Origin of the sequence: Shewanella sp. NFH-SH190041, from assembly GCF_024363255.1 — a bacterium.
Taxonomy (GTDB): domain Bacteria; phylum Pseudomonadota; class Gammaproteobacteria; order Enterobacterales; family Shewanellaceae; genus Shewanella.
On the sequence record NZ_AP026070.1, the window covers coordinates 157,449 to 177,710 of the forward strand.

Annotated in this window: 21 protein-coding genes; 9 read left to right on the forward strand and 12 right to left on the reverse strand. The window is 46.3% G+C overall.

Features of this window, described 5'->3' with window-relative positions:
• Positions 1-103 precede the first annotated feature (103 nt).
• The 4 genes from NFHSH190041_RS00735 to NFHSH190041_RS00750 all read left to right on the forward strand — a co-directional run bounded on the left by NFHSH190041_RS00735 (position 104) and on the right by NFHSH190041_RS00750 (position 3,240).
• On the forward strand, positions 104-424 hold the full coding sequence (locus tag NFHSH190041_RS00735) for a heavy metal-binding domain-containing protein (RefSeq protein WP_261923426.1): 321 nt from the start codon (positions 104-106) through the stop codon (positions 422-424).
• Positions 425-717: 293 nt separating this feature from the next.
• A complete protein-coding gene (locus tag NFHSH190041_RS00740) occupies positions 718-1,869 on the forward strand; it encodes an iron-containing alcohol dehydrogenase (RefSeq protein WP_261923427.1) in 1,152 nt (383 codons plus the stop codon).
• A 311-nt stretch (positions 1,870-2,180) separates the two neighbouring features.
• Positions 2,181-2,702 (forward strand): prepilin-type N-terminal cleavage/methylation domain-containing protein, encoded by a 522-nt coding sequence (locus tag NFHSH190041_RS00745; protein ID WP_261923428.1) that lies wholly within the window; start codon positions 2,181-2,183, stop codon positions 2,700-2,702.
• Between the two features lie 400 nt (positions 2,703-3,102).
• Complete coding sequence (locus NFHSH190041_RS00750) at positions 3,103-3,240, forward strand: hypothetical protein (RefSeq protein ID WP_261923429.1); 138 nt, start codon at positions 3,103-3,105, stop codon at positions 3,238-3,240.
• 91 nt (positions 3,241-3,331) lie between these two features.
• Here NFHSH190041_RS00750 and NFHSH190041_RS00755 read toward each other — a convergent pair whose 3' ends face one another.
• The 4 genes from NFHSH190041_RS00755 to NFHSH190041_RS00770 all read right to left on the reverse strand — a co-directional run bounded on the left by NFHSH190041_RS00755 (position 3,332) and on the right by NFHSH190041_RS00770 (position 5,155).
• Positions 3,332-4,069 carry a class I SAM-dependent methyltransferase gene (locus tag NFHSH190041_RS00755; protein ID WP_261923430.1) on the reverse strand — a complete coding sequence of 246 codons (738 nt, stop codon included), beginning with the start codon at positions 4,067-4,069 and terminating at the stop codon, positions 3,332-3,334.
• 230 nt (positions 4,070-4,299) lie between these two features.
• Positions 4,300-4,575: a hypothetical protein gene (locus NFHSH190041_RS00760; RefSeq protein ID WP_261923431.1), complete on the reverse strand. Its 276-nt coding sequence runs from the start codon at positions 4,573-4,575 to the stop codon at positions 4,300-4,302.
• Positions 4,575-4,745: a hypothetical protein gene (locus tag NFHSH190041_RS00765; protein ID WP_261923432.1), complete on the reverse strand. Its 171-nt coding sequence runs from the start codon at positions 4,743-4,745 to the stop codon at positions 4,575-4,577. The genes NFHSH190041_RS00760 and NFHSH190041_RS00765 overlap by 1 nt, the downstream gene beginning before the upstream one ends.
• A 197-nt stretch (positions 4,746-4,942) precedes the next feature.
• Positions 4,943-5,155 carry a cold-shock protein gene (locus NFHSH190041_RS00770; protein WP_261923433.1) on the reverse strand — a complete coding sequence of 71 codons (213 nt, stop codon included), beginning with the start codon at positions 5,153-5,155 and terminating at the stop codon, positions 4,943-4,945.
• A gap of 549 nt (positions 5,156-5,704) precedes the next feature.
• On the opposite strand from NFHSH190041_RS00770, the gene NFHSH190041_RS00775 reads away from it, so the two are divergent.
• The gene (locus NFHSH190041_RS00775) at positions 5,705-6,346 is read left to right on the forward strand and encodes a hypothetical protein (protein WP_261923434.1); all 642 of its coding nucleotides are present in this window, start codon (positions 5,705-5,707) and stop codon (positions 6,344-6,346) included.
• A gap of 244 nt (positions 6,347-6,590) precedes the next feature.
• The gene (locus NFHSH190041_RS00780) at positions 6,591-8,234 is read left to right on the forward strand and encodes a methyl-accepting chemotaxis protein (RefSeq protein WP_261923435.1); all 1,644 of its coding nucleotides are present in this window, start codon (positions 6,591-6,593) and stop codon (positions 8,232-8,234) included.
• Positions 8,235-8,295: 61 nt separating this feature from the next.
• On the opposite strand, the gene hutI is transcribed toward NFHSH190041_RS00780, so the two are convergent.
• Positions 8,296-9,522, reverse strand: a complete 1,227-nt coding sequence (gene hutI / locus NFHSH190041_RS00785; protein ID WP_261923436.1) for an imidazolonepropionase — start codon at positions 9,520-9,522, stop codon at positions 8,296-8,298.
• A gap of 305 nt (positions 9,523-9,827) precedes the next feature.
• On the opposite strand from hutI, the gene hutC reads away from it, so the two are divergent.
• The 3 genes from hutC (at position 9,828) to hutH (ending at position 13,868) form a co-directional block, all read left to right on the forward strand.
• Complete coding sequence (gene hutC / locus NFHSH190041_RS00790; RefSeq protein WP_261923437.1) at positions 9,828-10,559, forward strand: histidine utilization repressor; 732 nt, start codon at positions 9,828-9,830, stop codon at positions 10,557-10,559.
• A gap of 92 nt (positions 10,560-10,651) precedes the next feature.
• Entirely contained in the window at positions 10,652-12,331 is a 1,680-nt protein-coding gene (gene hutU / locus NFHSH190041_RS00795; protein ID WP_261923438.1) for a urocanate hydratase, read from the forward strand.
• A gap of 1 nt (position 12,332) precedes the next feature.
• The gene (gene hutH, locus NFHSH190041_RS00800; protein ID WP_410010843.1) at positions 12,333-13,868 is read left to right on the forward strand and encodes a histidine ammonia-lyase; all 1,536 of its coding nucleotides are present in this window, start codon (positions 12,333-12,335) and stop codon (positions 13,866-13,868) included.
• Between the two features lie 115 nt (positions 13,869-13,983).
• Here hutH and NFHSH190041_RS00805 read toward each other — a convergent pair whose 3' ends face one another.
• From NFHSH190041_RS00805 to fliL, 7 genes are all read right to left on the reverse strand, one after another.
• A complete protein-coding gene (locus NFHSH190041_RS00805; RefSeq protein WP_261923440.1) occupies positions 13,984-15,252 on the reverse strand; it encodes a mechanosensitive ion channel family protein in 1,269 nt (422 codons plus the stop codon).
• 272 nt (positions 15,253-15,524) lie between these two features.
• Positions 15,525-16,703 carry a flagellin lysine-N-methylase gene (gene fliB / locus NFHSH190041_RS00810; RefSeq protein WP_261923441.1) on the reverse strand — a complete coding sequence of 393 codons (1,179 nt, stop codon included), beginning with the start codon at positions 16,701-16,703 and terminating at the stop codon, positions 15,525-15,527.
• Positions 16,704-16,810: 107 nt separating this feature from the next.
• Positions 16,811-17,212, reverse strand: coding sequence for a PilZ domain-containing protein (locus NFHSH190041_RS00815; protein WP_261923442.1), 402 nt, complete (start codon positions 17,210-17,212; stop codon positions 16,811-16,813).
• Positions 17,213-17,217: 5 nt separating this feature from the next.
• Positions 17,218-18,210: a flagellar motor protein MotB gene (locus NFHSH190041_RS00820; protein WP_261923443.1), complete on the reverse strand. Its 993-nt coding sequence runs from the start codon at positions 18,208-18,210 to the stop codon at positions 17,218-17,220.
• Positions 18,210-19,064, reverse strand: coding sequence for a flagellar motor stator protein MotA (gene motA, locus NFHSH190041_RS00825; RefSeq protein ID WP_261923444.1), 855 nt, complete (start codon positions 19,062-19,064; stop codon positions 18,210-18,212). The genes NFHSH190041_RS00820 and motA overlap by 1 nt, the downstream gene beginning before the upstream one ends.
• 21 nt (positions 19,065-19,085) lie before the next feature.
• The gene (locus tag NFHSH190041_RS00830) at positions 19,086-19,802 is read right to left on the reverse strand and encodes an RNA polymerase sigma factor FliA (RefSeq protein WP_261923445.1); all 717 of its coding nucleotides are present in this window, start codon (positions 19,800-19,802) and stop codon (positions 19,086-19,088) included.
• 9 nt (positions 19,803-19,811) lie between these two features.
• On the reverse strand, positions 19,812-20,258 hold the full coding sequence (gene fliL, locus NFHSH190041_RS00835) for a flagellar basal body-associated protein FliL (RefSeq protein ID WP_261923446.1): 447 nt from the start codon (positions 20,256-20,258) through the stop codon (positions 19,812-19,814).
• Between the last annotated feature and the right edge of the window lie 4 nt (positions 20,259-20,262).

Sequence of the window (20,262 nt, forward strand, 5' to 3'; positions counted from 1 at the left end):
GATCACCGGTTATTTTTTCATATTCATGACCTGTGTTCCGGTGGTATACCAAACATGGTGCTGCAAATGTGCAGTTGATATTTCAGTGACATAGGAGATAACGATGATTGTGACAACGACACCAAGCATTGAAGGGCGACGGATAGTGGCATATCGCGGCGTTGTTGCTGGGGAAGCTATTCTGGGGGCTAATTTTTTTAAGGATATGTTTGCAGGGATCCGTGATTTAGTCGGCGGCCGTTCTGGCACCTATGAGCGAGAGTTAAATCGTGCGCGAGAGATTGCTCTGCAGGAACTGCAACAAAAAGCGGCTGAATTGGGGGCTAATGCTGTAGTTGGGGTGGATTTAGATTATGAAGTGATGGGACAAAATAATGGCATGCTGATGGTTTCAGCTTCCGGCACTGCGGTGGTGGTGGAATAATCGCTTTTGTTGTTATTGGCCGTTTTCTTCGCTACCACACTGTATTTTATAGCTATTTTTTCCGACTTCTCCGGGGGCATGATGGGTGGGAAGTCGGCTTCATCTCATTTCCTCAGCTAATTTGGAAGTGATATCAGTCACGTTTTTATTCTAGTATTATTGCCGTATGGTAATAGTCCTTTTTATTTTGACTGGATTGTTACTTTTGTCGCTGAAATTACAATACGCCTCATTCCCCGGCTGAGAAGCGATTAGCCGGATTCTACTTTGTTATCTTTTTGGAGAATTAACTAATGAGCAGCGTATTTTATATGCCTCCTGTGACCCTGATGGGTCAGAATGCCATTTTATCTCTGGGCGCTGAACTGGCTGCTAAGCAGCTGAAAAAAGCACTGATCGTTACTGATCAGGTGCTGGTAGAAATTGGTCTGGTTAACCGCCTGACTGAACAGCTGACCCAACACGGTATTGGCTTTGCAATTTTCGATGGTGTGAAACCAAACCCAACTGAAAAAAACATTGAAGACGGTCTGGCGATACTGGCTGAGCAAGGTTGTGACTTTGTTGTTTCTTTCGGTGGTGGTTCTTCCCATGATGCGGCTAAAGGTATTGCTCTGGTAGCGGCTAACGGTGGTCATATCCGTGACTATTCTAAAGGTGTTCACCTGTCCAAAAAACCTCAGCTGCCACTGGTTACTGTTAACACGACTGCCGGTACTGCATCTGAAATGACCGTCTTTGCCATTGTGACCAATGAAAAAGATGAAACCAAATACCCAGTTGTAGACAAGCACTTTACTCCAATCATTGCAGTAAATGATTCTGAGCTGATGATTGCTATGCCTAAGTTCCTGACAGCGGCAACTGGTATGGATGCTCTGACTCACGCGGTTGAAGCTTATGTTTCTACTGCGGCAACGCCGATTACTGATGCTTCAGCTATCAAAGCTATCGAGCTGATTGCGGCTAATCTGGAAACTGCGGTAAACAATGGTCAGGACCGTGAAGCCCGTGATGCTATGCAGTATGGTGAATACTTGGCTGGTATGGCATTTTCTAACGCTTCTTTGGGTTATGTACACTCTATGGCTCATCAGCTGGGCGGTGTATATGACATGGTACATGGTCTGTGTAATGCCATCCTGCTGCCAGAAGTTGCTCGCTTCAATGCAGCTGCAAAACCTGAGCGTTTTGTTGATATCGCAAAAGCGATGGGCGTTGATGTTGCCGGGCTGTCTCAGCAGCAAGCTGTTGAAGCCGGTATCCAAGCTATTGCCGATCTGTCTGCTCGCGTAGGGACTGCTCAGCGTCTGGCTGATTTGGGTGTGAAAGAAGATAAGCTGGCATTTATGGCACAAAATGCTCTGAACGATGCTTGTTCTTTGACTAACCCTCGTACTGCAAGTTTGGAAGAGATTGTTGCTATCTACCGTAGCTGTCTGTAAGTCAATACCTCACTCCGGCATGGATGCCGGTTTTATTTCTGCTTGGTTGAACCTAGTTGTACCATTTTGTAGAGCTATGCGATGGGTTGGTTTGCATAGTTGTTAGAAGTGGTATCCACTTTTTTTGCCGCTTACTGGGCTAAAATGTAGGTGGCCTTTTTAGATAATGACTCATTGTTTTGCCATCGCATTTATATCTGAATTTCCCTGTCTCTCATTTTAAATTGTATTTCCCCGTGGATATAAAGCACTTTTAGTTTTCTGAACTATATTTAACTACTTGACAGTTTATTTGGCTGCTGGAGGTGGTTTTGATAGTTAAAAGATATGTATCTAAGGGCTTTACGCTCATAGAACTCATTGTTGTGATTATTATTTTGGGGATCTTATCTGTTGCAGTTGCGCCTAAGTTTCTTAGTTTTGATTCTGATGCTTACAAAGCCACGCTCAAGGCTGCAGAGGGGTCCATGCATACTTCTGTAGATATGTTTACAGCGTATGCGCAGGTTAAAGGATCTAATGGTAGTGGTACGTTTGAAGGCATTTATATTGATCAATTTGTTCCTTGGGCTGCGGGACGCACGGCGACAGGTGGGGTTCATGCTGGATATGATTTTCCTCCTGAAATTTTTAAAGCGGCAGGTATAGATCCTGCAGAGTGGCGTTATCGAATATATGTGGATGGTACATATCAGGTGATAGCTGCCCCATTAGGCAGATTAAAAAATGTTGCACAGCCTACCCGACAGCAGGTTGTTGATACTAATTGCTATATTAATTACAAATGGCTGGCTAACGAGCCGGTTATTTCTATTGTGACAACCGGTTGTTAGTTGTGATGAGTTTATCAGTAGTCATATGGCAGCAATATGCTGCCATTTTTATATCTTAATTTGGATTTGGGTATACAAGTGTTAGTTGGAATAACTCTACTTAATTAAGAAGGATGTAAATAAGTAAAAAACTATAAATATCAATAAGGTGTTATTTCTTGCGTTAACGTGAATTCTTCATGAGAAGGGGGATGTCAGGACGCTTTTTTATACTGTTGGGAAATATAATTTCGCTACCTTACAGTTCATGGAGAATAAAATGTCACCCGAATATATGGCCTTATGTGGGAAATTACTGCAGGAGATCATCAACCATCCGAAAAAACATCATGGTGAATTAGTTTCACGGTCTGATTTAATTGTCTTTTTGGAAGAATAGTGTGGTCCTGTGGATGAGAGTATGATGCCAACCTATGAAATTGGTGTTCGGATCTGTCTAGGCTGGCTGATGAGTCACAATATTATCAAATTGCAGTCAGTTGACTTTAGCACTCAAGGATACCGCCCTCTGTATATTCAAGGCTATAAAGTGGTGTAAATCATCGGTCTTTGCCGCAGGGGCGTTATGCCCCCCGGTAATCTATTGGCTGTGATGACGAAAATGACTCATTACCGGTCATCGTCTTTAATCACATCGTTGTCCGCTCCATCACAAATACCCGATAGGCAAAATCATGACTGTGGTGACGATATATTTCTAATTCTGCAGCAATATCTTGCCATGCTTCTGTGTTGCGGTAGTCATGGAGTTCACTCAAGCGTTGCTGGAGTGGATCTATGTAATTTTGCCAACTAGCTTCGCTCAGATTAAAGCTGTCCAATAACCGGTAGCCGGTTTGTTGTATCTGCTCTTCCCGTGTGGCTAAGTGCGTCATTCCGGGGTAGCCTTGTTGCCAGAAATGTTTTGCTCCAGCTGCAGGGGTATGGGTTAACCAGACCAGATCACTGAATACTAAGATGCCTCGTTCTGTTAACAGTGGTCGCCATTGTTTCAGCGCTTGGGGAACTCCCATGATATAAGCACAGCCTTCGGCCCAGATCAGATCAAATCGTCCGGGCTGAAATGGCAGGCGGCTCATATCGCCCTGTATTGGGGTAATTTTGTGGGGTTGTTCCCGGACATATTGTGATGCCAATGCTTTTAATGCCTGCATTTCACTGTCTAGGGCAATAATGGAAGCTTGGGTGGATTGGGCTAATATCCGGGTTGCACTACCTTTGCCACAGCCTATCTCTAAAATATGCTGTACTGGGTGAGGGATGGCGGCGAGTGCTTTGGCTGTATCGCTATCACTGCCTGGTCCCCAGCGCTCTAATGTACTGAAGACCCTCATAAAGTCCTGCATATAGTGTTCATGCTCGTCCATATTGTAATAGACTCCGAATTCTATATGGAATATAGGTATGTTATTAATCATTACGATATGGTTTATATCGATGATGGATTAATATCATATTTTATAATTTGTAGAAATGACTTTATTAAATGCCGATAGTGAATAATGATTGGCTAATTAATTTTTAAGTAAATTAGTTTTTAGCTAATAATTATCGCGCGATAAATCATGGTGGTAATCATTTTCTATGGAATGATTTTTTAACAAAAAACACGACTTTGAGGTACAATTCCGTTGTAAATTTCTGTTATACCTAAATGATTGTTGCAGTGTATTGAAACATGACCGTGAATATGAGTTGGGGTCACCTGATATGACTCTTTATCAGAGATATTTAAGTGGATACCAATCCCATATTCAGTATCAATATGTTCCCAAGAAATATTGCAGTCATGATGAGTATCGATAACGTTTTGTCCCATCAAGATAACATCTTGATGGGGTAATTTTGAGTATTGATTAATTTGAATTGTCATTATTTTTTTTCTTTATCTATTTTTGTTCTAGTAGGGTTAATTAAAATGATACTGTCAATAATTTCTTCGTTCATTAAAATTAGGTCGTAAGGTTTTACTTTGTTTTTTTGTGTTTTGATATTATTTATTTCTCCATTGGTTGTTTCTGGCTCTTCTGCCTCGTTTTTCATTGCTAATAGTGTTATGAGCAGTGTTGTGGTTAAGAAGTACTTTGCTAGGTATAAAGCTATTTTTTATCGATGAGATGATTTTTATAAACCACATAAATATGATGCTATTTGAAATAAGTTATAGTATTTATGTTACTTAGTCCAACTATAAGAGGAGTTAGTTTAAAAACTAACTCCACCAGAAACTGTAGTTTTAATTACAGGGCAACAACGTTGGTTGCTTGTAGGCCTTTTTTGCCATTTTCAACATTAAATTGAACTCGTTGGCCATCAGACAGAGTTTTAAAGCCGTCGCTGATAATAGCGTTGAAGTGAACAAACACATCATCTCCACCATTATCCTGTTGGATAAATCCAAAGCCTTTACCTTCGTTAAACCACTTTACTGAGCCGGTTACTTTATCAGACATATAGTGTCCCTTTTTAAAAAAATTAATAAAATGCGTGTTAAATTGAATTATTGAGGAAACGTGTAGCGAAAGGGATAAGCCAGAAACAGAGCAAAGCAGAGTGTAGGTTTAACTTTTTAACTAGAAGTTGCATTAATAACTCTGTCTAACAGAGCAAGTGCATTATGAGGGCATAGGTCTAACTTGTAAAGGGATAATTGCTATATATTTTAGATTGTCACATCTGCTGATGATTAAATTTCATTTATAAACAAAATCCTTATAAAAATTGATATTGAATTTTTATTTTTTAGTGAGATGACTAATTATCTGTAGTTTTCATTTAAGTGTCCGTTATTTTAGCCGTTTTACCAATAGCGAGTAGTCGCTTAGCGGTAATGATGTTTTTTTGTTTAAATTATGTTTTAAATGATGATTTATGTGATTTCCCGCTAAATTTCGAGTTGTTAGCTCATAAGAAATTGCTTCTTATATTATCTAAAGCACAGCTGTTTATGGTTAATATTGAAGCCAAAAATATGAGACTCTTTTTTTAAAGGATGTTCATTTATGACCACACAGGCACAGTCCATTTCTAATTCAGAACAATCAGAGCAATCTTCTGATTTACTCCAGCAACAACAGCAATTGACTCAACAACAGGAGTTGAGCAAATTGGTTCAGAGTCAAATATCACCCCGGATTAAACAGTATTTTGTCGAATTGAAAACCAAATTACATGCGGAGATGGATCAAAATAAAGCCGCCTTGATGTTTGAATTAGATTTGGCTAACGCAGAAGTAAAGGCTCAGTTGTCGGATTTTAATCAGTTACTGGTGGAGCAGCAGCATCAGCAGGCGTCAGCATTAGCTGAGTTGAAACAGGAATTAGAGTGGAGTGCCCAGCATTGGGGAGATGAGTTGGCGGATTTTGCCAAAGATGCACGAGTTGCCCGTAAGGATACTGCCAATCATCTTGTTACTTATCAGCAAAAGTGTGAGCAGCGGTTTCAGTCTTTGCAACAGCAAGTTCAGCACCAGAATGACGTAATGAAGCACAATTGGCAGACATTGGCTGATATTTATCAGACTTCTCGCCGGCATTTTCAACGGCAGATCCGTTATTTATGCACTTTTTTTGCCGGGGTTGCCTGTTTGCTTGGTGGTGGCATGGTTTATATGCTGCATCATTTGCAGATGTTACATGGATAAACGGTGAAATTTTTCGGGATGACACTTTGCCCTGAGGGGGATGTGTCGGATTCCATCGGAAATACAGATTATCGCGTTCTGAGATTAAATCTTGTGGTGTATCAATTGAAACAGCAATATCATCCGCCATACGGTGTTCCGATCTGTTAATCGTTCTGGTGGAAGCCTTTTTAGCAGAAGTCGCCGCGCTTTCCTTTTTCTTTAGTTACACCAGATATCATCCTTGTTAAAAAGAAAACACGAAATGAACGAATTTTCCAAATTAACCATCAGAACCCGTCTTATGATAGGTTTCGGTCTGGTGCTGTTTTTGATCATTGTTTTAACCATGTTGGGGATTCACAAAGTGAATCAAATTGATCATGCCTTAACGGAAATGACCAATATCAATGCGGTAAAGCAGCGTTATGCCATTAATTACCGTGGTAGTGTGCATGATAGAGCTATCGCGATCCGGGATGTGGCTTTGGCACGCACACCGAGCGAAATTCATATGTTGGAACAGTTGATTAATCATCTGCAGGATTTTTATCACACCAACCAAACTAAAATGGATGCGATGCGCAATGATGATAAATTGTTCTCTGCGCCAGAGCGGCGCATTTTGGCAAAAATTGATGCAGTACAGCAGAAAACATTACCCTTGATTGCGCAGATTATCCAAGATAAGAAAGCTGGCAAACCACTTGATGATTTAATTCTGGACTCTGCCCGACCTAACTTTATTCAGTGGTTGAATGACATTAATGAGTTTATTGATTATCAGGAAAACGGTAATAAAGCACTGACCAGTGAAGCAAAGAATATTGCCAGTGATTTCCAGGCGATGATGCTGGGCGTCAGTTTAGTGGCATTGATTATTTCATTGCTGATTGGCTTTATTATTGAGCGTAGTCTGCGTATGTCGCTGGGTGGGGAACCCTGGGAACTGTCAAAAATAATCAAAGAAATTTCTGAGGGTAATTTGGCTCAGCCACTGTCTCGTAATACTCATGCGATTGGTATTTATGAGTCTTTGATCACCTTGAATGATAAGGTGGGCTCCGTCATTAAAAGCAGTAGTGATATTTCTAACCGGGTTGCAGCAGCATCTGAACAGCTCACGGTGGTGATGCAAAATACTGCCCATAACGCGGCTGGTGAAGTTGCCCAGATGGAGCAAATCACGGCTGCGATTGGTGAGTTGTCCCACACCTCAGAAGAGCTCACATCTAATGCTGCTTGTGCTGATGAAGAAGTGAAAAAAGCGATTGGCAGCGTTGAGCAGGGCAATCACACCTTAGATCAATCTATTGTGTTGACGCAGAATATTAATGATTCAGTACAACAGACTGCAGGGATGATAGAAGAACTGCGCGCCAATACCCTCAGTATTGGTGAAGTGACTGCTGTGATCAGTTCGATTTCTGATCAGACGAATTTGCTGGCATTGAATGCGGCGATTGAAGCCGCTCGCGCAGGAGAATATGGCCGAGGATTTGCTGTCGTGGCCGATGAAGTGCGTAATCTGGCATCCAAAACCAATGAATCGACCAAGCATATTCAGGATATGATCGTGCAGCTGCAGACTCAGTCTGATAAGGCCAATGATAATATGGTCAATAATGTGAAACAGATTAATGAGTTAGTGCAGCTGTCTGATGATGTGCGCACCTCATTTGGCTATATCTCCAATTCAGTGCAGTTGATTTCTGATCGTAATACCGAAGTGGCCAGTACTTCCCAGAAACAGTTTGAGTTATCTGAGTTGATTGCGCAGAACTCTAGCAGCTCGCTGGATTTGGTGCATCAGAATGTATCGGCTATCGAACAGGCGCAGCAGGCAGCTAAAGATCTGTCGCAGTTGGCTGTGTCCCAACAGGAAGAGCTGACATTCTTCCGGGTATAGTGCAAGCATATACAAATAAAGGCAGGTAGTAACCAGCCTTTATTGTGTTAAGCATATTGCGTTATTGATGAATGAGCCGGCCAGCTTTGACCACATGCACCAGAGGTTGTTGTCCGAAGCTATAGGCCAGCTCTGCCGGGCTAACAATATCCCATAGGCAGAAATCCGCCTGCATGCCTTCTTTTATAATGCCAACACGATCTGAAATGGCCAATGCTTTCGCTGCGTTACGGGTCACCCCAGCTAAGGCTTCTTCGGGTGTGAGTCTGAATAGGGTGCAGCCCATATTGAGCATTAACAGCGTGGAGCAAAGTGGTGATGAGCCGGGATTGAAATCACTGGCCAGCACCATGGGGACTTGGTATTGCCGTAGCAAGTCAATTGGCGGTAGCTGGGTTTCACGTAAAAAATAGAAGGCACCGGGTAATAAGGTGGCACAGGTGCCGCTGTGGGCAAGGGCTTGGACACCGGGTTCATCCAGATATTCAATATGATCAACTGAGCTAGCTTCGAGCTTGGCAGCTAATTCCGCGCTGCCCATATGGCTCAGTTGCTCTGCATGTAGTTTGATGTCTAGCCCGACTGCTTTAGCCGCGCGCAGTATGCTTTCGGTTTGAGGTAAGGTGAAGGCAATTTTTTCACAAAAGACATCTACGGCGTCAGCGAGGTTTTCTGCTGTGATAGCCGGAAGGACTTGCTCAATTATCCAATTGATGTAGTCATCAGCTCGCCCCTCAAATTCCGGTGGTAATGCATGGGCGCCGAGAAAGGTGGTTACCACATCCACATGATGCAGTCGTCCTAACTCTCTGGCAACTCGCAGCATTTTCAGCTCAGTATCCATATCCAAGCCATAGCCGGATTTTATTTCAACAGTCGTTATTCCTTCTTTTGCCAAGGCGTTAAGACGTTTACGCCCAGAGTCAAACAGCTCTGCTTCAGTGGCGCGACGGGTGGCATTCACCGTCGCAAGGATCCCACCGCCAGCGTTGGCGATATCTTCGTAACTGGCTCCTTGAAGGCGCAATTCAAACTCATTGGCCCGATTACCGCCAAAAATCAGATGGGTGTGAGCGTCAATTAACCCCGGGGTTAACCAGTTACCATTGCCGCGATACACAGGGGTGGCCATCACATCAAATGCGGGGAGTTCACTACGGGGACCTAACCAGACAATCTGGCCATCTTTAATTGCCATCGCGGCATCATAAATCGCGCCGTAGGCCTGCGGACGTGCCGGATCCATGGTGGCGATATTTAATTCAATCCAAACTTGATCCCAATCCATCTTTTCCCCCTTAAGACTGCAATCGGGTAACCACAGCCTGTCTGCGATGTTTATCATAATGTTATTAAAGTAAACTAACTTGTCTTTACTTGTATATACAAGTTAGGATGTGATGGTATTTTCAGCATGTGTTGGCGGTTTATTTAATTGACGAGTCAGTATTAGCTCAGATGCTTTTGCTTATGCCTGCCAGTTAAGCTGCTGATTATTTTGGCTGCTGTCTTAGATGTAGATCAGGCAGTGCTAGTCCTGCGCATTGCGTAAAACGGCTAGAACATCGCTAAATTGCAATATCATGGAGCGTTATGCCAGCCGCGAAATTTAATCTGATAAAACAGCATATCATTGCCGGTATTGAAGCGGGAGACTGGCTGGAAGATACCTTGGTGCCATCAGAAAACCAGCTGGCAGAGCAGTTTAGCTGTAGTCGCATGACGGCTCGTCGCGCGCTGACAGAACTGGTGGATGCGGGAATACTCACCCGGGTGCAGGGCATTGGCACCTTTGTCGCATCCTTAACATCCCAATCCTCCATGCTGGCGATACGTAATATTGCTGATGAAATCCGGGAGCGGGGCCATGGCTATAGTGTCAAGGTGCTAAAATTAGAGCCAATATCTGCCCTACCACCGATTGCGATTGCATTGGGGCTGGAAAGTGATAGTAGGGTATTTCACTCACTATTGCTGCACTGTGAGCAGCAGCAACCTTTGCAACTGGAAGAAAGATTCGTCAATCCGACATTGATCCCAGCTTATCTACAGCAAGATTTCAGCCGTATTACGCCACATGAGTATTTGTCCGCAATAGCACCTTTAACTGAAGCCCGTCATATTGTGGAAGCCATTGCTGCCACAGATGAACTACGCCACCAGTTAGCACTAAAACCGGGTGAGCCTTGCTTGCAGATTTTACGCCGTACCTGGTCAAGTAAAGGGGTGGTCAGCTTTGCCCGCTTAGTGCATCCCGGCAGTCGCTTCCGTATGGGGGGACACTTGACTTTTTATCCGGCTGGTCGTCAGCCGCACAACCGCTAAAGCGCCGCAGAAATAGTATCGTCATACTCTACTGATGATGACGGCATGGATGTTACAGCACCGGCTTTAGCCGGTGAGCAGAGGGAATGATAATGGATAAACGACACGACCCGAGCCGCCAGATCCTGGCTCCACACGGTACAGCTCTGAGCTGCAAAAGTTGGCAGACGGAAGCCGCCATGCGTATGTTGATGAATAATTTGCATCCGGATGTGGCTGAGCGACCAGAAGATTTGGTGGTTTATGGCGGCATTGGCCGCGCCGCCCGGGACTGGCAGTGTTATGACAAGATTATCTCGGTGCTACAGCGGCTGGAAGACGATCAGACCCTATTGGTACAGTCGGGCAAACCCGTGGGGGTCTTCAACACCCATGCTGATGCTCCCCGGGTGTTGATCGCCAATTCCAATTTAGTACCTCACTGGGCTAATTGGGAGCACTTCAATAGTCTGGATAAACAAGGGTTAGCCATGTACGGCCAGATGACTGCGGGCTCTTGGATTTATATCGGTACCCAAGGCATTGTCCAGGGCACCTATGAAACTTTTGTTGCGGTAGCGAAACAGCATTTTCAGGGGGATGCCCGGGGTCGCTGGATATTGACCGGCGGTTTGGGGGGCATGGGCGGCGCTCAACCTCTGGCCGGGACTATGGCGGGTTTTTCTGTGATTGCTTGTGAAGTGGATGAGAGTCGGATCGATTTTCGTATCCGCACCCGCTATCTGGATAAAAAAGCCCATTCATTGGATGATGCCTTGGCGATGATCAATGCTGCAGAGCGTGAAGGCGTCCCCGTTTCTGTCGGGCTGTTGGGGAATGCGGCCGATATTTTTGCAGAGCTGGTTGCGCGGCAAATTACTCCCGATGTCGTGACAGATCAAACCTCGGCCCATGATCCGCTAAATGGCTATTTGCCCCAAGGCTGGACACTGGCGCAGGCCAAAGCAATGCGTAGTACCGATGAAGCGGTCGTGGTTCAGGCCGCTAAAGCGTCGATGGCGGTGCAGGTTACTGCGATGTTGACACTGCAGCAACGGGGCGCGGCTACGTTGGATTATGGTAATAATATCCGTCAGATGGCGTGGGAGCAGGGCGTAGAAAATGCGTTTGATTTCCCCGGTTTTGTTCCCGCTTATATTCGGCCACTATTCTGTGAAGGAATAGGGCCTTTTCGTTGGGTAGCGTTGTCAGGTGATCCCGAAGATATTTATAAAACTGATCGCAAAGTGAAAGCGTTGATCCCAGATGATCCCCATCTGCATAACTGGTTGGATATGGCCAAGGATCGGATCGCCTTTCAGGGGTTGCCCGCTAGGATCTGCTGGGTGGGGCTAAAAGATCGCGCCCGTTTGGCATTGGCATTTAACGAGATGGTTCGTAGCGGTGAGCTCAGTGCTCCTGTGGTGATCGGGCGGGATCATCTGGACTCGGGGTCGGTTGCCAGCCCTAACCGGGAAACCGAGGCCATGCTGGACGGATCGGATGCGGTATCTGACTGGCCATTACTTAATGCGCTGCTCAATACTGCCGGTGGGGCGACTTGGGTTTCCTTGCACCATGGTGGTGGGGTAGGGATGGGCTTTTCCCAGCACTCCGGGGTGGTGATTTGCTGTGATGGCACAGAGGCGGCTGCCCGCCGCATTGGGCGGGTATTGTGGAATGATCCCGCTACCGGCGTGATGCGCCATGCTGATGCGGGCTATGACATTGCCCAGCGCTGCGCCCGGGAGCAAGGGCTTGATCTGCCGATGTGGCCACAGGGGGATGAATAAGATGAATCATATTGAAATTCAACCCGGTAGCCTGACATTGGCGCAGCTGCGGCAAATCAGCCGCCGTACCATGACAGTATCTTTGTGTCGGGATGCTGTGGCTGAAATCGATCGCAGCGCCGCGACGGTGCAGCAGGTACTAGATGAAGGGCGTACGGTGTACGGCATTAATACCGGTTTTGGCTTGTTGGCTAGTACCCGAATCGCTCCGGCTGATTTACAGTTGCTGCAACGCTCAATTGTGCTGTCCCATGCTGCTGGTACCGGTGACTATATGGCTGATGCCACAGTGCGACTGATGATGGTGTTAAAGATTAATTCTCTATCCCGGGGTTATTCTGGCATTCGTTTACAGGTGATTGAGTTTTTGATTGCTCTGCTCAATGCCGGTGTGTATCCCTGTGTGCCGGAAAAAGGCTCTGTGGGGGCTTCCGGTGATTTAGCCCCGTTGGCGCATATGTGTCTGCCCTTGTTGGGCGAAGGGGAAGTGCGTTATCAGGGCCAAGTGCTGCCAGCATCTCGGGGGTTGGAGATTGCCGGCTTATCGCCGCTTGAACTTGCCGCCAAAGAGGGGCTGGCGCTCCTTAATGGCACTCAGGCATCCACCGCATTAGCGCTGGAAGGGCTGTTTGCGGCGGAGGATCTGTTTGCATCCGGCGCTGTGGTGGGGGCAATGAGCGTGGAAGCTGCCATGGGCAGCCGCAGTCCATTTGATGCCCGTATCCATGCTATTCGCGGGCAGCAGGGGCAAATTGATGCTGCGGCAGTATTTCGTCACCTGTTGGGGGATACTTCTGAAATCAGCCTGAGCCATATTGATTGCGATCGGGTGCAAGACCCGTATTCACTGCGTTGTCAACCCCAGGTGATGGGAGCTTGTCTGACTCAGTTGCGCCAAGCGTCGCAAGTGTTAGTGGCAGAAGCCAATGGGGTGACGGACAACCCGCTGGTGTTTACCGATAATGGCGACATTATTTCCGGTGGTAATTTCCATGCCGAGCCGGTTGCGATGGCCGCAGATAATTTAGCCCTGGCTATCGCTGAGTTAGGTGCCATTGCCGAGCGGCGTATTGCCCTCTTGATTGATGCTAACCTGTCTAAGTTGCCGCCCTTTTTAGTGGAGAACGGCGGGGTTAATTCCGGTTTTATGATTGCCCAAGTGACTGCTGCGGCGTTGGCGTCGGAAAATAAAACCTTGGCGCACCCGGCCAGTGTTGATAGTTTGCCCACATCGGCAAATCAGGAAGATCATGTTTCCATGGCGACCTTTGCTGCCCGGCGGCTCCGAGAGATGGCGGCCAATAGCCGTGGCGTATTGGCCGTGGAGTTATTAGCTGCGGCGCAAGGATTAGATTTTCGGGCTCCTTTGGCGCCATCTGTACCGGTAGCAGAGGCAAAAGCAGAGTTACGTCGCTTGGTGCCTTACTATGATAAAGACAGGTACTTCGGCCCAGATATCAGTGCTGCAACGGAGTTGCTGGGAGAGGCCAGTTTTAACCGTTTTATGCCACCCGGTATTTTGCCCAGTTTGTCGTAATCGCTAATGCGATAAATAAAAACGCCCCTGTTATAAATACAGGGGCGTTTTTATTTATCGGTGGCTAATTTGAGACTATCTATCGTCTCAGATAGCTGCGGTGAGGATAGCGGAATTAATGCTTCGCCTCGGCAGTATTAATCGCCCGCATGTCATCCCCGGTTGGTGTCTGGAATGGCTTAAGACCGAACTCAGGCAAAATGCTGTAGATATGATCGAACAAATCCGCTTGAATATCTTCGTAATACGCCCAGCGGGTGTCATTAATAAAGACGTAGATCTGGATTGGCAGCCCAGTTGGTCCTGGCTCTAATTGACGTACCAGCATAGTCATATCTTTACGTGTTTTATCGCTGCGCAGCAGATACTCTTTCATGTAAGCCCTGAAGGTGCCCACATTGGTCAGATAGCGGCCATTGGCTGGATCTCCACTGTCCTCAATGCCTTGATTCGCATCGGCCAGTTCCCGTTTTTTCTCTGCCAGATAATCTTTCAGTAGGTTGATACGCTCTAAACGATTGATATCCTCGGTTGTCAGGAAGCGGATAGAGTTAACATCTAGGTTCACCGCCCGGGTAATGCGGCGCCCACCTGATTCAGACATGCCGCGCCAGTTTTTAAAGGCATCTTGCACCAAGGCATAAGCCGGGATCATGGTTAGCGTGTTATCCCAGTTGCGTACTTTCACAGTGGTCAGAGAGATTTCGGCAATTGAGCCATTGGCACCGTATTTATCCATTTGGATCCAGTCGCCTTGGCTCACCATACGATTAGCCGCCAGTTGGATCCCGGCGACAAAACCTAAAATGGTGTCGCGGAATACCAACATCACCAAACCGGTGGCAACACCTAAGCCGCTGAGGAAGTAAACCGGTGATTGATCCGCCAAAATGGAAATGCAGACGATGACACAGACAAAGAACAGGAACAGCTTGAACAACTGAACAAAACTTTTGATTGGCATCCGGCGACTGACCAGATTGATATCCGCAATTTCATTCGCTGCATCCAGTGCCGCATAGGCTGCGCGGATCATCATCACCACAATGGCTACGCTAAGGAGCCGGTCGATCACACTGGATAGCAAAGTGTAATCTTGCAGGGCTATAGGTACTAACAGGTTGACGACTAAAGCCGGTACTAGCATTGCCAGTTTTTCCATCACGCCGTAATGCATAAAGCTATCATCCCAGGTAGCTTTAGAGCGCTTGATCACCATGTTAATGGCACGGATAACCACACGGCGTACAATCAGATAGGCCAATAAGGCAAGTAGTAAACTGGCAATTACTAGGATAAGGGTTGGCATCCCTGATGAGGGCTGGATGTTAATTCCTGTGGCACTGAGCCATTGGGTGATATCCATTCTCAGGTTGTGGTCCAAAATGACTTCTCCATTTAATGCTTGGTCAGAGGTTGTAGCTATTTTAAGCAGATTTTCTTTTTGGTACAGCGACTTCAGTTATATTATCCCGATGAGATTAATTGAACCGGTGAGAGAAATATCAATTGAATCAACTCACTTTATACCGTTCGATGACAGATATTAGCGGATCAGAAATCAGCTCGGGCGAGTGAGAACTGACACGGCTATCACAATACCCCCGTCATCGGTTGACAACGGGGGCGCAGCTGTTGATACCGTGTTTTCGCGGTTTATTGATATTGGGTGTGTAGCAAACTGATCATTGCGCCGACATCGGTAAACCCGGCTTCATCCAGCAACTCAGTGATAAAACGGCTGAAATTTTTATCATGCTGACGCTTGGTATGATAAACCTGAAAGCACAATACAACATCATCTTGCGTTAATGTTCCTTTACTACTGGCCAACGCGGCGAGATAACAACGCAGCATAAAGGCATCGAGGACCATTAAGCGGAAAGAGTCAGTGGGAGACAGCTTTTCAATCACCGGGAAATTCATGTTGTACAGGTAGTAGAACAGATAACGGTGGAATAGCTGTGGGTGTTCAGCCAATGCAGGCTTGGCCACAGTTTCCCAAGCTTTATTCAGTTGATTCATACCGTCGGGTAGCTCGGTTAGAGCCAGTACAGCATTATGGATTTGTTCAAAACGTTGCCGGCCGCGATTTACCGCATTAGTGACCAGAAACTTGTGAGTTGATACAAAAGCATGTTCCTGATGACTGATATCATTCGCAAAATTAGCAAAATGTTGTTGCAGGGTGTCATTGGCAATCAACTGTTCTAATTGAGTCGCTATTTGCTCGATTTGATTGCTGTCTGCTTGTCTCTGTTTTACCGTTTCTGCGGTATTAGTCAAAATACCGATTGCCAGCAATGCCTGCTCCCAACTTAACGCTGGGTTCAATAATAGGGAGATCGCATGGTGATGAGTTTGGGTTTGCCAAGATGGAATGGTTGCTATATTCAGGTGCTTACCACTTGGCAGGCGTTCAAAACTGAAAGCATCAGGATAAAACAACACGCAGCGGGCTGCTTCTGGACAGGATAGGGAGAGACTTTCATATTTATCACTCCCCTGTTGACGTGTGAGTCGAGGATAGGTTTTACAGGTATGGCTCAATAGTTCATGGCCACCCTTAGCATGGATTTCGCAAAGATCGCCGTCAGTTAGAAACGGGCAGCCCCCATCTGGTCGCAGTTTAATAACCGCCCATTGTGTATCGTCTTTTTTTATTTTAGTCATCGCACTATCGGCTTTAACTCTTAGCTCTGGATGCTGACAAGTTTTTCGGTAGCTCTGTTTATCAATCGTAATGCTCCAGTTGTAACAGCAGCTGTCTTCACAGTCAGTGGCAATACAGTGAAAGGCTTTAACAAAGCCGGGGCGAATTAACCAAGATTCCATGGGGGTACCTCGTTGGGGTGGCAAGTGGGGGGAGGAGATAAAAGATTGCTCCTCAAAAGGGGATGACTTGAGGAGCAATAAAATAATCAAACTGATCAGGCTAAGCGTTAGCGCATTCGTCCCAGTCGGTAGTGGTTGCGAAGTTGTCTGGCTTTAGCCATAGTTGTGCGCAGTACATGACGGTCGACGTTAAGATAACTGGCACCATAAAACATCAATGGTCCCTGAATCTGTCGTCCGTGGGTAATGGTGACAGGCAGCTCAATATCATCAAAGCGGATAATCAGCTCTTGTCCTAAGCGTAATTGCGCGCTGCTAATCAGGCCGACGCCACCACGACTGATATCTTTGATATTGGCAATACCGAGTTTTCCCGGTCGCCACCAAGGGCGATGCACTAAATCAACTGTAATACCGTCACAGGCTTGCAGAATATCGCCAGCCTCATTGACGCGTAAACTGTATCTTGGATAACGACGCTTATGTTGTTCAGCTTGGTTATCACTCATATTGGTTATAACTCCAGATGAGATGTCGCCTGAGGGTAGCGGGCGATAGGCTGGTTAGCCGCAGCAATTTTCTCAGCCTTAGGCACTATACTGCCTGATAGCATACTACTCAGTTGATCTGATGCTTGTTTTGTCAGAACCAAAATTTCGATGCGTCTGTTTTCCGGGCTGTCTGGTGCACTTGGTACCGCGGGTACCCGATCAGCCATACCATTGACTTCCAATACTTGATTGGATGTGACGCCACCAAATTGCAATGTGCGGCGGGCAACCAGTGCACGAGCAGCAGATAGATCCCAGTTAGAATATCGATGACCTACGTAAGGTAGTGCATCGGTATGGCCAGAAATAATCAGTTGGTTTTTCACCTGATGCAGCAGGGGAGCCAATGCCAAGAGTAAATCTTGGAAGTAAGGTTGCATCTGCGCCTGGCCTACTTTAAACATGGCCTTGCGTTTACTGTCATGAATGCGGATACGAATACCTTGAGGCACAATCTGTAGGGAAACGTTGGCCCCCATATGGGCATTTTTCACCGCTTTATTGATCTGTTTGGCCAGTACTTCCAGTTGCGCTTGGTTGGCAAAGGTGCCCGGGATCAGGGTTTTTAGATCTGTTCCCTGTCCAGCCATGGCCGCTTGACTACCTTCTGGAATTTGGCTGAACATGGAATTGCCTGCTCTCGCTACTCCATTTTGTGGCGTATTTGATGGCGTTTGAGTCGCTCGGGCATGCCCTTCCAGATCTAACAACGATGGGTTGTTGGCAATATCAAATGGGTTCATCTGTCCAACCGACAGAATGCCGCCATTCATATATTGCACCACAATTTTGCGCTCTTTAGGATCAGCAACCTGCATGATCCATAACACCATAAACAGTGCCATCATTGCCAAGGTAAAGTCGGCAAACGCTACCTTCCATGCACCACCATGGGCCGCGTGTTTTTTCCCCCGCGGCCGTTTTTTGATGATTATTGGTTCGTTTCTTGGTGCCATTAGAAACGTTGCCCCTCAAGAATCTGTTCCAGCTCGAGGAAGGTAGGACGGTTTTCTGCCTGGATCTGTTTCCGACCCGCATCACAGGCCAGCATAGGAGGCTTGCCTTTGGCAAAGGTGATCAGCATGGCAGATACACAGCGTAAGCGAGTGATATTGCGGCTAACCTGACTCTCCATTGCTTTGGCTAATGGGTCCAAAATACCGTAACAGAAGAAAATACCGATAAAAGTACCAACCAGTGCCGCGCCTACTTTTACCCCGATCAGGCTGATAGGACCATCAATGTTGGACATGGTGATGATAATCCCCATTACCGCGGCCAAAATACCGAAACCAGGCATTGCCTCGGCTGTTTTACTAATGGCTTCAGATGGACGCAAAGCATCTTCTTCGATCCGTTCAATTTCTTCTTCTAAAATATCTTCCAAATCATGGCCAGATACTTTGCCGATAGATTGCAAGCGCAGATTATCGATCAAAAACTGCATTAATTGAGGATGATCCATCACATTGGGATACATCAGAAACAGGGAGCTTTCATTGGGGTTTTCAATGTGGGCATCCAATACTTTCATCCCCTGGGATTGGATCTGGCCCATCAGCATGTTCATCAATCCAAATAATTGGGGATAGAGCTCAGGATCTTCCTTTTCTACTGATAGACTTTTGAGTTGCTGTAGCATCTCCATCAGTACAGGTTTGGGATTGGCAATAATGGTAGAACCAATTGCCGCACCCAGAATAATGGTGAATTCAGCAGGCTGCCACATGGCGCGGATTAATCCGCCTTCCCAAAGAAAACCACCAAAAACGGTGATCAGAATGACAGCTAGACCTATCAGTTTACTCATTTGCTGTTACCTTCAGCTTATTTAGCGCCAATCTCGGTACAGACCATGCAACTGTTTCACCGCCGCTTTATGCAATTGGCAGATACGAGTTTCGGTCAATCCCAGCGTGGCCGCGATTTCTTTTAGATTCAGTTCATGTTGGTAATAAAGCGACAGGATTACCTGATCTCTTTTGGATAATTTGCTAATTGCTGCTTCCAGCGTCTGATAGCGCACAAATTGGTCAATAGAACCTTCCTCTTGGCTGGGGTCATGACCCGCGCCTAGCAGCTCATCTAGGCTAGCCATAGATTCGGCCTGAATAGCGTAGAGACGTTGACGGTACTCGCTTTGAGCAATTCCCAAATGTGCGGCGACTTCGGTATCCGATGGCTCTCGGCCCAAGCTCCGCGTCAGCTGACGTATGGTATCGTTTAGCTCGTGAGCTTGTTGTCTTACCGGCCGTGGTCGCCAGTCTTGGCGACGTAGCTCATCCAAGATCGCACCTCTTATCCGCTGACCGGCGAAAGACACAAAGCCGGGGTCATATTCCCCAGGATAGCGCCGTCCAGCCTCTAATAGCGCCATCATGGCGATTTGCTCCATGTCTTCCAGATCCATCAGAGTGCCGCAATGACTACGCAGAGAGGAAACACAGCGTTTTATTAGTGGCAGGTACTGCTGTAGCAGTTCTGGTTCACTCAGCCGTCCACTATTGTGTTGGGCATCGCCATAGCCCTGTTGCTCTGCGCAATCCATAACGGTCTCCTACTGGACTACCAAACGGGTAAATAGCACTTTGTCGATAGCGACATGGAAATTATCTTTCTTCAACACTTTATTCAGTAACTTGCAGGCTTCATGCTGCAGTTTGTCCAGATTCTCTGGCCCATCAACCTCTTTGACGGTTTTACCAGAGAACATTTGGATCAGCGTGTTACGGATCAAGGGTTCAGCTTGGGCCAGGATATGAGTTGCATCCGCAGTCGTTGACTGCAGTGCCATCTCAAATAGGGCATAGTGCTGATACTCTTTGCCTTGCAGAGAAATTACGATTTTTTCCAGCGGATAAAATTTGGGTGGTACTGGCGCTGGCGCTTCATGTTTGAACATGCTGCCGAACATCGCCGGGGCTTTCCAGCCAGCATAAAAAGATACGCCACAGCAAACGAGAATAATGATGGCCGGTTTGGCATACCGGGTAATGACAGACATGAAA

Coding starts and splice junctions, on each gene's coding strand:
- NFHSH190041_RS00735 (WP_261923426.1), top strand. CDS start 104: ATGATTGTGACAACGACACCAAGCATTGAAGGGCGACGGATAGTGGCA.
- NFHSH190041_RS00740 (WP_261923427.1), top strand. CDS start 718: ATGAGCAGCGTATTTTATATGCCTCCTGTGACCCTGATGGGTCAGAAT.
- NFHSH190041_RS00750 (WP_261923429.1), top strand. CDS start 3,103: ATGATGCCAACCTATGAAATTGGTGTTCGGATCTGTCTAGGCTGGCTG.
- NFHSH190041_RS00755 (WP_261923430.1), bottom strand. CDS start 4,069: ATGGACGAGCATGAACACTATATGCAGGACTTTATGAGGGTCTTCAGT.
- NFHSH190041_RS00760 (WP_261923431.1), bottom strand. CDS start 4,575: ATGACAATTCAAATTAATCAATACTCAAAATTACCCCATCAAGATGTT.
- NFHSH190041_RS00765 (WP_261923432.1), bottom strand. CDS start 4,745: ATGAAAAACGAGGCAGAAGAGCCAGAAACAACCAATGGAGAAATAAAT.
- NFHSH190041_RS00770 (WP_261923433.1), bottom strand. CDS start 5,155: ATGTCTGATAAAGTAACCGGCTCAGTAAAGTGGTTTAACGAAGGTAAA.
- NFHSH190041_RS00775 (WP_261923434.1), top strand. CDS start 5,705: ATGACCACACAGGCACAGTCCATTTCTAATTCAGAACAATCAGAGCAA.
- NFHSH190041_RS00780 (WP_261923435.1), top strand. CDS start 6,591: ATGAACGAATTTTCCAAATTAACCATCAGAACCCGTCTTATGATAGGT.
- hutI (WP_261923436.1), bottom strand. CDS start 9,522: ATGGATTGGGATCAAGTTTGGATTGAATTAAATATCGCCACCATGGAT.
- hutC (WP_261923437.1), top strand. CDS start 9,828: ATGCCAGCCGCGAAATTTAATCTGATAAAACAGCATATCATTGCCGGT.
- hutU (WP_261923438.1), top strand. CDS start 10,652: ATGGATAAACGACACGACCCGAGCCGCCAGATCCTGGCTCCACACGGT.
- hutH (WP_410010843.1), top strand. CDS start 12,333: ATGAATCATATTGAAATTCAACCCGGTAGCCTGACATTGGCGCAGCTG.
- fliB (WP_261923441.1), bottom strand. CDS start 16,703: ATGGAATCTTGGTTAATTCGCCCCGGCTTTGTTAAAGCCTTTCACTGT.
- NFHSH190041_RS00815 (WP_261923442.1), bottom strand. CDS start 17,212: ATGAGTGATAACCAAGCTGAACAACATAAGCGTCGTTATCCAAGATAC.
- NFHSH190041_RS00820 (WP_261923443.1), bottom strand. CDS start 18,210: ATGGCACCAAGAAACGAACCAATAATCATCAAAAAACGGCCGCGGGGG.
- motA (WP_261923444.1), bottom strand. CDS start 19,064: ATGAGTAAACTGATAGGTCTAGCTGTCATTCTGATCACCGTTTTTGGT.
- NFHSH190041_RS00830 (WP_261923445.1), bottom strand. CDS start 19,802: ATGGATTGCGCAGAGCAACAGGGCTATGGCGATGCCCAACACAATAGT.
- fliL (WP_261923446.1), bottom strand. CDS start 20,258: ATGTCTGTCATTACCCGGTATGCCAAACCGGCCATCATTATTCTCGTT.